The organism is Acaryochloris marina MBIC11017 (assembly GCF_000018105.1).
GTDB lineage: Bacteria > Cyanobacteriota > Cyanobacteriia > Thermosynechococcales > Thermosynechococcaceae > Acaryochloris > Acaryochloris marina.
In genome coordinates, this window is sequence record NC_009925.1 from 6,023,902 (window position 1) to 6,037,569 (window position 13,668).

A 13,668-nucleotide genomic window follows, 5' to 3' on the forward strand; every position below is an offset into this window, starting at 1 on the left:
TAGTCTAGTTAAAACTACGGAGTGAGTGAGAATGTAACAGATTTACAGGGAGGAATGTAATTCCCTGAGGTCTCGAATATCAGTATTCCTCCGGTCGAAAAAATTGCGAGACCAACGAATAATGAGAATTAGGTGTAAAGATACATTTCTTGCAATGAAAGTTGTTAGTGAGTCTATCAATGCCTTCATAAATTTGATGCCTCACGTTTACAAGGCCCTCCAAGGAAGGGGCATGGCAGTGTTAAGGGTATTGAGTTTAGAACACCAATTAAGGTTTGATATTGACCGGATATTGAGAACGAATTGAGGCTACATCATTTGATGAGTGTAAGATTTGAACGCTGATGAGGCTATGATGATGCGTCAAAGTGAGGTGAGGAATCTGATTCAGCGGCTGGTGCTGGAATTGAAATTGATGCCAGCCAGTCCAACTTGTGCTGACAGTCGAGAGATGGGTTTTACGTTGATAGAAGTACTCGTGGCGATGATTGTTGCCGCTGTTTTTGTCTCAATGACGATGCAAGCCATTGTTACCTCTGCTGCGTTTCGCGTTGTGGCCACTCAATATGATGAAGCAGTGAGTTGGATCCAAGAAGACTTGGAAATGGTGGTTAATCAAGCGACCCAGTATGAAGTAGCGACCCAACCCTATTCTTCTCGATGTTTAGCAACTCTGAGTAGTAATGGTTTAGCGGCGGGGTTTCTAAATGATTCTGTAGTGGGTTTAGGGGGGGCCTCTACCACTAGTGGCCCGAGGGCTTTGGGGGGAAAAAACTATACACTAACGCGCACAGCCAATTATGCTAGTTCATCGGACCCATTTCGATTGTTAAATGTGACTTACCAGGTGACGGCAGAGGGGGAAAGCAAGCCGATTGCGATAGTTAATACTGAAGTGATCCCCCATGCTGTGTTCAAGTGTCCTTAATTCGTTCCGATATCCGTTTTAAGTCCTGAGGTTCGTGATGCTCCCCAACAACTTGAAATTGCCTCCGTACAAGTTATCTCCGGTATCTGGATTTACCTTGATAGAGAAGATGGTGATTGTGGCCATTTTGGGGATTGTTGCTAGCATTTCTGCGCCGGGGGTTTGGGGAATGCTGAATCGAGCCAAACTGAAGCAAACCGTTGCTGAAGTTCGGACTGCTCTGAACGAAACCCAACGGGAAGCGATCCGCGGTAATAAAGTTTGTACCGTTACCCTCAATTTTGTGGAAGGGAAGGTGACAGGGTCCTGTTTAAAGACGGGCGATCGCAATTTAGCTTCAGAAATTTCTATCGCTACAAATTTAACCAATGACGGTTCGAATCCTCTGACGAGTCAAAAGAGTCGGGTCATATCGGATAGCCAGATTGTGCAAGGGGTGAGTAATGGTGTTTCTCCTTCTTTAATTGCCTTGTCAGATTCACCAGATCATGGAGATCGAGCTTCCCATGCGGGCATGGTTGTACAAGTCATTTCACCCTGTCGGCCACTCAGCTCTGGACAGTGTGTGCAACTAGCAGGTGATTTTGTGGGTGATGAGGATTCACCAGGGACATCTTCTTCCGTAGTGTCCTATGATATTCCCATTCGATTTGGCGTTCTGGGTAACCCCGACTTTTCGATTGTTAGTGATGGGAGTAGCCCGACTGACCCTAGTGGCAAGATTGTGTTCTTTTTCCCTGATAATACCCAAGGGACGAAACGTTGTATTGCTATTTCGAATACTTTGGGACTGACCCGAGTGGGGACTTATACCGGCGAGATGACGCCGTTGGCAATTACGACGACGGGACGTTGCATTGCAGAGAAATGGGATCAGCAATGAGACGTTTCCAACATTGGTGTTTACAGCAGTTTGTGAGGCAGCCTACCCTGCAGGACCATCCTCAATGGCATGAGCAGGGCGTAACCTTGGTAGAACTCCTTGCGGCAACAATTATTACAGGGTTGGTGACGAGTGTAATTGGGTTTGGGGTGATTACCGCCTCCCAAGCTAACAAAAAAACTGAATCTGTTGCTGCCCGACGCCATGACCTGAGTAGAGCCTTTGATTTCATTAGCAATGAGATCAGAATGGCCAATCGTATCAATCGCACCAATAATGTTGTGGCTTCAAACTCTTCGACCTTGGCCAATGTGGTTACGGATGCAGGATTAAACCTGACTGATCTGGGGGCCTATGGAACATTGGTCCTATATCTGGAAATCCCCATTAATTCGTCCATTCCTGAGGTTTGTCCAGTAGATGGCCCCAATGCTGGTGTTGCGCCCCCGCAGCCAGCAAACTATGACCGGGTGGTTTATGATGTGCGGGCCAGCGGGCAAGATTGGCTTCCCCCCAACTCAATTTTTCGATATGGTCGGATTCCAGAGTTGGACGGTAGCATTAATCCTTGTAGTGATCCTATTGCTAGCGATACTTTGGTGGATGCGATCGCAACTGCGAATGATGAGTCTCCCCCTTGCCCAGCACCGGGTGTACTCGTTGGATCCATGGGGTTTCAAGCCTGCGTTAAGGGGACACAGGTGGACTTGCTGATGCGAAGCAATATATCGGATGTCGAAATTCATCGTTTGAGTAGTACCGCCACCTCCCGTTTGGGAAATACCCAGACTGTCCCAGTCCTGACGGGGACAAGACTGCCTGATACCGATACGGTGGATTTGTCTTGGACATGGTCTGGTCAAACGGCATTGACCACCTATGTGGTGCAGCAGGTGATCGTCACCAATACATCGCAAGTTTACAGTGGGAGCAATTCTTCCGCTTCAGTGGCGTTGTCGGGGAGTATTGGCGAACAGCATTGCTATTCAGTGACTGCAACCACTGGGGTGGTGACGAGCCCCGAAAGCAATACCGTGTGTCTTACGAAGTAAAGATCCTACTGTTGCAGACAAAGTTCTGCAGTGGGTTGGAGAAGGGCAGTCTCGATATCGAGTTGGCTGAGATTCTCACCGATAAACACTAGCTTTGTTTGACGAGCTTCTTGCAGTTGCCAGGGACGATCATAAAAGGAATCAAACCGTTGTCCAACGCCATGGATCACAAGGCGCATCGGTTTTTGGGGAACGGCCACAAACCCCTTAATCCGATAGATCTCATGGGTTTTAACCAAGGCTTGCAGTTTAGTTAATAGTGCGTTCGAGTCAAATTCTTGGTCAACGATCACCTGGATCGCATTGATGTCATCATCATGATCATGCTCCTCTTCGTGATCGTGATGACTGGGGCGAGAGTCTAGGTGGTCCTCAACCGCTGCATTAAAGCCCAATAACAAATCAGGGCTTACGTGTCCTGCATGACAGGGTAAGACTTTAACGCCGTCGGGAAGTTCTTGACGCAACCAGTGTTGGACTCGTTCTTGATCCTTCGGTTCGACGCAATCTGCCTTGGTGAGTAAGACTAGATCGGCACAGGCCAATTGATCTTCAAACAGTTCTTCGATTGGGGTTTCGTGATCAAGGCTGTCATCGGCTTGGCGCTGGGACTCTAGTGCGTCTAGATCGCCTACCAGGGTACCGGATGCGATCGCATCGCAATCCACCACCGTAATCACCCCGTCTACCGTCGCTCCTGTGCGGATTTCAGGCCAGCGAAAGGCCTGGATTAAGGGTTTAGGAAGAGCCAACCCCGAGGTCTCGATCACGATGCAGTCAATCTGATCACGCCGCTGTAAAAGTTTTTGCATAGTGGGCAAAAACTCCTCTTGGACCGTGCAGCAGAGGCAACCATTGGTCAGCTCTAGAATATTTTGGTCCGCATCTTCTTCTTCTTCACAGACTTGGCAGGTCCGCAGCAAATCTCCATCAATGCCGACTTCGCCGAATTCGTTGACCATGACCGCAATGCGGCGGCCTTGATTATTTTGCAGTAGATGACGAATCAGGGTGGTTTTACCCGCACCTAAAAAGCCGGTAACCACCGTTACGGGAATTTTATGCATGATTTTTTAATAGGGATAAATAACTGAATTAGCCCAGAAGGACTGAACTAAGGAATGCGAGGCCCATGCCTGCGATCGCAAATCCGACAAATCGTGTCGGCAGGACTGAATCCTTTACAGCGTTAGCATTAAGGGCTTTACCACAGATATAAGCTAAGGCTGCGATCGCCAGCTGCATCACTGAAAAACCCGCTAAATAAGAGACAAGCGGTGTTATTTCTGCACCGACAATGGCTTCGCCATAGGCATAGCCGTGGAAGACGCCTGCTATTGCGGCGATGCTAGTACTCAGCCAGAGAGTTGGACCTTGCTTAAGGGTTAGCAATCCACCCAAGATCACAATGGAGATGGAAATAAAGAATTCCGGGGCGAGTAAATCCCAACTTTGGAGATGGATGCCCGTTCCCAAGAGAGCGGTCGCTATAAACGCAGCAGGCACCCAAAACCCATGTCGCAAAATAGCAGCCATCAAGCCAACAGCAACGACAAAGGCAAAGTGATCGATGCCAATCATCGGATGACCAAGACCTGATAAAAAGCCTTCAATAAAGTTGGTGGGTGTTTGACCGCCAAAGGGATGATGAGCAAGGGCTGCACCAGAGTTAGCAAGCCCTAACCCAGATATTAAGCTGGCACTGATCGTTCGCCAGATCAAAAATTTCCCAGATCGAAGTCTGGAGAGACCAATCTTTTTCGCCACTTTCTGTACCTCGCAGAAGTGTTTACGGGGGACATCGGTGGGCGTTCTGACTTACAGAGATAGTCTGCTTACAGCTGCGGGACAGTGTTGGACTTGCACCAAACTTTCCCCATTATTTTAGTGGCTGTTCCCCACTAAAACCGATGTGAACCTTAGCGTATCATGTCTGACTCACCATTCGATTAGTGGATTGTGAACAATAGTCTTTAAGGTAGGGAAGAAGGGAAACCCGAGATTGGTGGATACAAATTAGCGATCGCATATGCAGAGACTGCAGTGCATTCATTAAGTCGATTGAGGAATCGATCTGGTCCCCTACTGATTGCAGGTGAATGTCTGAGACGTTAACGGGTTGGGATTGATTCGACAACCATGCCATCAACTGTCGTTCTATGGGAGCAAGCCGGTTCAGTTGTTGTTCAATCATTTGTTGAATGGGGCCAATATTACCTTGACCTTGGTTCAACCACTCTTTCAGATGACCATCAAATAAAGTACGAACCGTGTCGGCAATAATTTTCAAGGCGAGGGGATTGCCGCCATAGTATTCACTGATTGATTGGGCGAGTTCAAGGGATGTGGGGATACCGAGATGTTCGAAATAGTGTTGGGTCTCAGTGGGGGTGAACCCTGGCAGTTGATAGGACCGTACCAAGCGACTTTCTCTGAGGCCCAGACCAATGGGACATTCTCGACTGGTGAGGAGAAGACAGCTTTTGGTAGGCAGTTCATCAACTAATCGTAATAGGTAGCCATATGCGTCATAGCTAGGGCGATATAAGTTCCCCAGCTGTTGAGACTGGAGAACCATCTCATAGTTATCGAGTACCAACAACAATCTGTGATTTTGCAGGATTTCTACCAGGGTACAAACCATTACATCCATAGAAAGGGGGAGGGATCGAAGGTTGGTACTAGGAACATCAGGTATTGCATTGAGAATCGTCTCGAAGAGATCTGCAAATACAGGGGCATTTCGAAGGGAGTAGAAAATAATGTGTTCGAATTCGTCTTGAACGTCCCTAATGAGCTGTTGGGCAAGGATTGTTTTGCCAATCCCTGCCTGTCCTAACAGGGTGATCAGACAACACTGATCCCCTGAAATCCATTGGGCAAGGGTTCGTTGTGGGCTAGAAATTAGGGAAAGTGAAGCGTGATTCAGATGGTTGGTCGAGGAATCTGGGGACAACGGTTTGGGAGAGCAATAAATAGTGGGTAATCGTTGTGGATGTCCTGTTTGTATCGGATTTGTCCCTTTAACTAAACCCTGTTTCGGTGATAGATCGGGTTCAGGGTGGTTGCGCTGGTGCAACTGATTGGCTTTCCAACGGCGAAATACGACATGGAGATTTCGCTTGGTGACTTTTTGGGATAAAGCCTCAGATAGGATCTGCCAAAATCGATGGCCAACATGTTTGACATAGTCAAAATCATATTGACTCGCTTCAGCAATTTCTTCATAGGTTTTACCCTGCCAAGCCATGCAAAAAATGGTTTGGTGTAAGGTATTGATTTGATCAGGGGCTAAGGCGGTATCGATGACTTCGAGGGCCTCTTCGAGTTTCATACTAGTGTTCATGGTGAGATCAGAGAGATAAGCAACATCAGCACGATGGGCTGTCTTAATTAGGGATTTAATGCTCGATTGTGTTGATCAGCCATAGATCGTTGATCTCTAATGCAGGAGAGGGTTTAGGGTGATGCTTGCTGCTGATATTATTTGGCAGGTGATGACAGATGCAAACTATCAACCCCCAAAAAGATCACCCCCAATTGTGATTAAGGAGGTCAGTCTGGAAAGATGGATTTGTTTTTGTGTATAAATTAATGCCACTATTCCTGATGGAAATATCACCTAATGACTGATACCTCTGGCAGTAAATAACTTATGCCGAACCTATGAAAAAGATGCATAATTGATTAATATTTTTCCGAATAATATAGAAAAGATTATTTTTTGTTTCGAGTCACTGACTTCACCAGAATTTCACATATTATGATTTCAACTGAATGGTGATATCTGTCGTTGAGTGAATAGAACTGTTCTACATCGCCCAACTGTTTCAAAAATCAAGTAGTCGCGGCATCATCTTTTACTTAGGTGGGGGATCGGTTAGACTCCTTTTCTTGCCTTAAGTAAAGGGATGGTTTCTTGCGCTTCTACTCCTGAAAAGAAGTCTTGTCTTTCTAGGAATTTTTATCGTGATACACCTTCCAAATCAGTACGAAAATTTTTGGTTGTGGGTTAAGAACTCAAAATGCCTCTAATACTTTGTTAGTTGGTGAAGTTTTAGAGAATGTCATCTGCGTTACTGTTGCAGATGCTCTGTAGTGGTGTCTTATCCCTTGTTATCTATGAAGAAGCAATATCAACGGGAACTTCTCTCGTATCTAAGCTGGCATCGATTATGCCTATCCCTGCTGGGTGTGGGGTGTATGTTCGCGATTACTGTTGTTTTTTCAGAAGAGAGGGTGTTAGCAGAACCTACTGAGCAGGTATGGGTTGCTAATACAAATAACTTAGAGCAAAGAGGAAAAGCTCTTTTTGACGCTAGACAATTTCCTCAAGCGGCTGATGTATTGCGCGCAGCTGTTGGACAGTATCAACAGCGAGATAATCGGGTGGGTGAAGCGATTGCTCTGAGTAATTTAGCGTTGGTTTATGAGCAGTTGGGACAATGGCCCGAAGCAAATCAGGCCATAGAACAGAGTCTTGAACTATTACAAGGGCAATCGACTCCTGAGGCAGGACAGTTATTAGCGCAGGTGCTGAACACTGAAGGGCAGTTAAAGTTGGCCCAAGGGCAAGCCCAGTTGGCATTGAAGGCTTGGCAACGATCAGAAGAGATATTTACACAGATTGGCGATACAGAAGCAGTGACTCGCAGTCGGGTGAATCAAGCCCAGGCGTTACAGTCGATGGGGCAGTATCGCCGATCAATTAAAACCCTTAGAAAAGTTACGACTGACTTGGCGGAGCAGCCAGATTCGTTGACTGAAGTGGTGGCGCTGAGAAGTCTGGGGGAAGCGCTCCGGGTGGCAGGCGAGTTGCCTGATGCGCGGGAAGCATTGGAAAAAAGTGTAGAAATGGCTGGGCGGCTGGACTTGCTGAAAAATAAGGCTGCAGCTCAGCTAAGTTTAGGAAATGTGTTGAGGGCTGAAGGGGAGAATGATCCAATGCAGTTGCAAGCTGCTTTGAGGATTTATGAGCAATTGGCCACTGAATCTGACGAAAGTCAAGTTCAGGCTTTTTTAAATCAGTTCAGTTTGCTGGTTCAAATGAAGCAATTTGCCCAAGCGGAGGGTTTATGGCCACAGGTTTCTGCCAGCTTGCAACAATTACCACTTAGCCGATCTTCAATCTTTGCCTATTTAAATGTGGTTCATAGTTTGTCTCAACTGCGTAGCACAAGTATGGACACGGTTGCGATCCGGGCGCAATTGTTCAGGCAGGCTTTAAAGCAAGCGAAGACTTTAGGGGATGGTCGGGCAGAATCCTATGTGTTGGGTGGGTTGGGTGCGTTGTATGAGGAGACGGGGCAATGGGCTGAGGCGGAACGGTTAACTCAACAGGCATTGAAGAAGGCAATTAATGACCCAGAAATTGCATTTCGCTGGCAATGGCAGTTAGGGCGATTGCAAAAAGTGCAGGGGAATCGAGATAAAGCGATTTCTGCATACTCTGGAGCGGTTCAAACGCTGAAGTTACTGCGGAAGGACTTGATTGCAGTGAACCCGGAAGTGCAGTTTTCGTTTCGGGATAATGTGGAACCCATTCATCGGCAGTTGGTGGATTTGCTTTTAGAAGTAGAGGAAGGACAGCCAAGTAGCAAGAACTTGGAGGCTGCACGCTTAACCATTGAATCTTTGCAGTTGGCGGAGTTAGATAACTTTTTTCGAGAAGCCTGTTTGGATGCAAACCCGGTAGTGATTGATGAAATTGATCCCAGGGCTGCAGTTGTTTATCCTATTATTTTGCCGAAACGGGTGGCGGTAATTGTAAGTTTGCCGGGTAAGAAATTACGGTTATATTCAACTGAGGTTTCGTCAAACAAAGTAGAGAGGACAGTTGATAGGTTGCGGTTGTCTTTAGGGCAGCCCAATAGTACGAGATATTTAGCTCTTTCTCAGCAAGTTTATAATTGGTTGCTCCGTCCAGCGGAAGCTGACTTTATCGATAGCAAAACGGAAACGCTGGTTTTTGTTTTGGATGGAGTATTGAGAAATGTACCCATGTCTGCCTTGCATGATGGTGAGAGTTATTTAGTGGAGAGATACGCAGTTTCTGTTACACCAGGGTTGCAATTGGTTGAACCTAAACCCTTAGTTTTAGATCAGGTAAAAGTGCTAACCGCTGGTTTATCTCAACCTGTTCAAGGTTTTTCTGGTTTGCCTTATGTTGAATCCGAATTGAATCAAATTGGGACTATAGTTTCTAGCCGAAATTTACTCAATCAAGCTTTTACTAGGTCGGCATTCCAAAGAGAAGTAAGTACTGAACCTTATTCAGTGGTGCATTTAGCAACTCATGGTCAATTTAGTTCAAAGCTAGAGGATACCTTTTTGCTGACTTGGGAGGATAAAGTTAATATTACTCAACTTCGCGATTTGCTGAGGACAAGGGAATTACGAAAGGATAGTGCTATTGAATTATTGGTGTTAAGTGCGTGTGAAACAGCAGTTGGAGATAGTCGGGCTGCTTTGGGATTAGCTGGTATGGCAGCGAGGTCAGGAGCTAGAACCACGCTGGCAACATTATGGCAAGTTGATGATCAAGCCACGTCAATATTAATGGCAAGGTTTTATGAATTACTCAATATTAATGACATGTCAAAAGCTAGAGCGTTGCAAGTTGCACAAAAAGAAATGCTTATAAAATTAAACAGACAGCATCCAAGCTATTGGTCATCTTACATTTTATTAGGTAACTGGAAATAACTTATTATGGTCACTAAAATCTCATTTTAATCCCGAAAATGATGCTTATTATAAAGCTAGCAAAAAGTGCAGCTAATCGAAAACCACCATCCTCGGATAAAAATACTTTATTGATAGTAGATTTATAAAGCAGTTAATGTCTGGAATTTATAAAAACTTTTTAATAAAAGCAAGCAAGGTTAAATGTGAATGGTGTATTTTAAAGTTGTTTAAGTATTCATTAGTGAGGTTGCAAAATGTCTAAGCATAGAAATATTTTTTCCCAGGTTTTGATATTTGTATTTGCATTGAGTTTACCTTTTCTAGCTTCTTCGGCAGCTCTAGCTTATGATCAACCCTGGAAGTGTACTTCGGATTCTACAGCAACCCTATATGAATCAATCATACTAAATGATAGTGATTGTCCTCGCGAATGCTTAGATGAAAAGGAGGAGTGTCCATATAAATTCAAAGTAAAGCGTCAGAATACTCCTGATCCTAATGCTGCAACAGCTTATATACAGTTAGGAGATGAATTCTTACTTGGTGATTTTCGCAGACAGAAAGGGTGTGATACGAAGGAAAGAAATGAGCTTGCTTTAGAGGCATATCGAATAGCAAAATATGAATCAAGTGAAGCAAAAGATGCAAAAGAAGAAAGTAGTAATTTCTATTCATGGATTGCTGCAAGCTCTAGTATTCCCTATGTGAAAAGACGTATGGGTGAAATAAGCCAACCTGAAGCACAAAGCAGAATTGATGCTCTGTTTGATAAATACTGCTCTATAGCTGATGACAGTACTACTTGCGTTCTGTCTAAGAATCCCGTCTGTCCTGCCTTTAATAATGGGATTAACAATGGATGGTATTTTGGTCCTCATTGCCGTCTATGTAACATACAGCCTTGAGTCCTACAACTCTTGTATGGCAGCTACAATTAGCTAGTTTTCTAAGTTGGATTTTATCCTTAATGAACTTATTGCTGTTGTTTACTGTTGGAGAAGATAATCTTCTCCAACAGTTGTCCTATGTAAGATGCATCATATATAAGTCTCTTTAAATCCAAAGTATAAGAAGATGATGACTTATTTTAAATTGCATATTTCTTTTGATAATTATAATGTAATGTTTGATAAAATTAGCATTCTGAATTTAGAAGAAATGTAATTTGAATGCATGAAATGAAGAATAGTTTCAAGATTTTAGATGAATTTATGTTGATTTTTCTTGCTTAAAATGAGTGAAAATTCAAGAGTGAATAACTTTATATTTAGAACTCTATGTTTGATAAGTTTCAGTATGCCTTGGGGATGCTTATGTCATGCTCAAGTAGTTAGTGATAATACACTAACAATTCCAACTGTAGTTTCCACCTCTGATGCGCAAAATTTTATTGTTTCTGGAGGTGTAATAGTTAACCAAAAAAACATATTCCATAGCTTCAGGAATTTCTCTATTCCTAAAAATGGTTCAGTAATCTTTAAAAATCTTTCTGTTGAGAATATTATTAGTCGAGTGACAGGTTCTAACCCATCGTATATTGATGGCTTGATTACTGCTAACGCTAATTTATTTCTTGTCAATCCTAAAGGAATTTTTTTTGGTCAAGGTTCCCAACTCAATATTGATGGTTCATTTGTAGCAAGTACAGCTAATCAAATAAACTTTGAAGATGGCCATTTTTTTAGTACTCACACTAATGAAGCTCCTATTTTGACAATGAGCATGCCGACTGGTCTTCAATTGGGTAAAGATGCTTCTAGTATTGGTATTACGGGAGATTTTTTAGATCCTTTTCTGAGTGTTCAGCCAGGTAAGTCGTTGGTGCTCATTGGTAATGGTCTATTTCTCCAAGGAGGTGCTTTAGCTGCCCCATCAGGTAGAATTGAGCTGGCGAGTGTTGATGATTTTTCAGTTGTAGGACTTAAAAAAGCCTCTGAAGGATTTACTCTCAATTTTGATCCTGTAAAGAATTTTCAGATTATCCGCCTTTCAAAAGGTGCATTTATTGACACGTCTGATTTTTTTGCTGGGCCTATCCGTATATATGGAAAAGACATATCATTGGTGGATAGATCAGCAATCACAGCCTTTAACTTTATTGATGATTTACCTGGTGCGAGTATTAATGTCCAGGCTACAGAGTCTTTTAAACTTAGCAATCAGAGTTCAATTAGCGTAGGTGATGGGAATAATGGCAAAATTTCTATAAGTGCTAAGCGTCTTTCTCTTAGCGATTTTTCTATTATTGATGCTAGTACTATATTCTTAGGCACGAAAGGTAGCATTATTATTAGGGCTTCTGAATATGTACTTATTGATAAAGGTAGTGCTATATCAGCCTTCACTACTGGTAATGATGCTGGTGAAATTTCAATACATACAGGGCAGCTTATTCTACGTGATGGTGGACAAATTGACAGTACAACGTTCTTTGGTGCTAAGGGTAATGCTGGAAATCTACTAATTGAAGCCACAGAATCCATAGATATATTTGGTCAAATAACAACTTCAAATGGTTTAACCTTTGTAAGTAATTTATTTGTAGGAACTGCTGGATCAGGGACTACTGGCAATGGTGGAAATATTAACCTTAAAACAAAGCGTCTCTCTGTTACTAATAGCGGTACTATTTCTGTTGCATCTCTTCGGGGCAGTTTAGGACAAGCTGGTACATTATCCATCGATGCTTCAGATTATGTATTAATTGACGGGCAAGATACCGTCATTTCCGCTGAAAGTAGCAGCCCATTGCCTGCTGGGGATATTACTATTAATACGGGATCCTTTCGTATTCAGAATGGGGCAACAATTTCAGCATCAACCACTGGTCCAGGTACTGCCGGAACCATACAAATTAAATCCGGTAGCTTCAGTGCAAGCGGTCCTTCGAGTGGGGTATTTACCACTACGACTAGCAGTGGAGCTGGGGGTGACATCATCATCGATACTCAATTATTCAAACTATTTGATCGGGCAGTCATTGATGCTCGTACAACTGATAGTGGAATCGGCGGGAACATCTTTGTCCAAGCAAATCTATTAGAAATTAGTTCTGGTGGTCAATTAGTGACTACTACTTCAGGTCCCAGCGCTGCAGGAAATATTTCCCTCCAGGTCCTAGATAGTATCGTCTTAGAAGGACGTGATAGTGGTCTATTTGCCAATACTGATCCAGGCTCCAATGGGCCTGGAGGGAATATTTTCGTCGATCCTCCTATAGTCATTATTCGTGATAATGCTGGGATTAGAGTTGATAGCCAAGGGACAGGGCCTGGAGGGAATATTGATTTACTGGCTGGTAATCTTACCCTGCAAAATGGCGGGTTTATTTCTGCCGAAACGACAAGCGGGCAAGGGGGGAATATCGGGCTGAGAATTAGTGATGTTTTGCAATTGCAAAATCAAAGCAGAATATCAGCCACCGCGGGTCGCAATGGAGAGATTGGCGATGGGGGTAATATCAATATTTTTGCTCAATTTATTGTGGCGAATCCGTTTGAAAATAATGACATCACGGCCAATGCCTTCACCGGTACAGGTGGAAATATATCCATCCAAACAGAGGCGATCTTTGGTTTTCAAGTGGTGGATGATTTGACCCCTTTTAGTGATATTTCTGCAAGTTCTCAATTAGGGTTATCTGGAACCGTCAGTATTGACACTCCTGAAACCGACCCCACTGAAGGATTAGTGGATCTCCCCGCTGCTGTCGTAGATCCTTCTAGTTTAGTGTCCCAGGCTTGTATCGGACACTCAGGAGAACTTGCCAGTGAAATTAGTGAATTTACCGTTACTGGACGGGGAGGAGTACCCGCTAATCCAACGGAGACATTACGACAAAACTCGACGTTGACTGAATGGATTGCCCCTGAGGGCCAAAATACTTCAGCGACAAAGCCCTCCTCTAGAGTTGAAACGAGTCAGGTGACCGATAGTCCACACTTAATTATCGAAGCTCAAGGCTGGAAAACGAATAAACAAGGTCAACTTGTTCTAACAGCAGAACCACAACCGCCTTTAGCTCATATTGCAGGACTAACCCAAGCTAGATGCCCAAAAACTTAGTTTTCCAGTGAACAGCGTATCTAAAATTATATAGTTCTGGATTAATGATCAAA

The 13,668-nt window shown here is 43.9% G+C and carries 9 protein-coding genes and 1 riboswitch; of the genes, 6 read left to right on the top strand and 3 right to left on the bottom strand.

What is annotated here, in order from left to right; all coding sequences use genetic code 11:
* Positions 1-334: 334 nt before the first annotated feature.
* The 3 genes from AM1_RS26875 to AM1_RS26885 are packed head-to-tail and all read left to right on the top strand — an operon-like array spanning position 335 to position 2,863.
* Positions 335-928 (top strand): PulJ/GspJ family protein, encoded by a 594-nt coding sequence (locus tag AM1_RS26875; protein ID WP_238549097.1) that lies wholly within the window; start codon positions 335-337, stop codon positions 926-928.
* Between the two features lie 37 nt (positions 929-965).
* The gene (locus tag AM1_RS26880; protein ID WP_049783794.1) at positions 966-1,811 is read left to right on the top strand and encodes a pilus assembly FimT family protein; all 846 of its coding nucleotides are present in this window, start codon (positions 966-968) and stop codon (positions 1,809-1,811) included.
* Entirely contained in the window at positions 1,808-2,863 is a 1,056-nt protein-coding gene (locus AM1_RS26885) for a PilW family protein (protein WP_012166101.1), read from the top strand. The genes AM1_RS26880 and AM1_RS26885 overlap by 4 nt, the downstream gene beginning before the upstream one ends.
* Before the next feature lie 5 nt (positions 2,864-2,868).
* Here AM1_RS26885 and cobW read toward each other — a convergent pair whose 3' ends face one another.
* The 3 genes from cobW to AM1_RS26900 form a co-directional block, all read right to left on the bottom strand.
* Complete coding sequence (gene cobW / locus AM1_RS26890; RefSeq protein WP_012166102.1) at positions 2,869-3,930, bottom strand: cobalamin biosynthesis protein CobW; 1,062 nt, start codon at positions 3,928-3,930, stop codon at positions 2,869-2,871.
* A gap of 28 nt (positions 3,931-3,958) precedes the next feature.
* Positions 3,959-4,630, bottom strand: a complete 672-nt coding sequence (locus tag AM1_RS26895) for a HupE/UreJ family protein (protein WP_012166103.1) — start codon at positions 4,628-4,630, stop codon at positions 3,959-3,961.
* A gap of 19 nt (positions 4,631-4,649) precedes the next feature.
* Positions 4,650-4,790, bottom strand: a riboswitch (cobalamin riboswitch).
* Complete coding sequence (locus tag AM1_RS26900; protein WP_012166104.1) at positions 4,791-6,197, bottom strand: NACHT domain-containing protein; 1,407 nt, start codon at positions 6,195-6,197, stop codon at positions 4,791-4,793.
* Between the two features lie 788 nt (positions 6,198-6,985).
* Here AM1_RS26900 and AM1_RS26905 point away from each other — a divergent pair.
* The 3 genes from AM1_RS26905 to AM1_RS26915 all read left to right on the top strand — a co-directional run bounded on the left by AM1_RS26905 (position 6,986) and on the right by AM1_RS26915 (position 13,615).
* Positions 6,986-9,568, top strand: a complete 2,583-nt coding sequence (locus AM1_RS26905; protein WP_041660600.1) for a CHAT domain-containing protein — start codon at positions 6,986-6,988, stop codon at positions 9,566-9,568.
* A 236-nt stretch (positions 9,569-9,804) separates the two neighbouring features.
* On the top strand, positions 9,805-10,455 hold the full coding sequence (locus AM1_RS26910; protein WP_041660602.1) for a hypothetical protein: 651 nt from the start codon (positions 9,805-9,807) through the stop codon (positions 10,453-10,455).
* A gap of 391 nt (positions 10,456-10,846) precedes the next feature.
* A complete protein-coding gene (locus AM1_RS26915; RefSeq protein ID WP_012166107.1) occupies positions 10,847-13,615 on the top strand; it encodes a beta strand repeat-containing protein in 2,769 nt (922 codons plus the stop codon).
* Positions 13,616-13,668 lie beyond the last annotated feature (53 nt).

Excerpts from the sequence above, each read along its gene's own strand:
- AM1_RS26900 (WP_012166104.1), bottom strand. The coding sequence starts at position 6,197 with ATGAAACTCGAAGAGGCCCTCGAAGTCATCGATACCGCCTTAGCCCCT.
- AM1_RS26905 (WP_041660600.1), top strand. The coding sequence starts at position 6,986 with ATGAAGAAGCAATATCAACGGGAACTTCTCTCGTATCTAAGCTGGCAT.
- AM1_RS26910 (WP_041660602.1), top strand. The coding sequence starts at position 9,805 with ATGTCTAAGCATAGAAATATTTTTTCCCAGGTTTTGATATTTGTATTT.
- cobW (WP_012166102.1), bottom strand. The coding sequence starts at position 3,930 with ATGCATAAAATTCCCGTAACGGTGGTTACCGGCTTTTTAGGTGCGGGT.
- AM1_RS26915 (WP_012166107.1), top strand. The coding sequence starts at position 10,847 with ATGCCTTGGGGATGCTTATGTCATGCTCAAGTAGTTAGTGATAATACA.
- AM1_RS26885 (WP_012166101.1), top strand. The coding sequence starts at position 1,808 with ATGAGACGTTTCCAACATTGGTGTTTACAGCAGTTTGTGAGGCAGCCT.
- AM1_RS26880 (WP_049783794.1), top strand. The coding sequence starts at position 966 with ATGCTCCCCAACAACTTGAAATTGCCTCCGTACAAGTTATCTCCGGTA.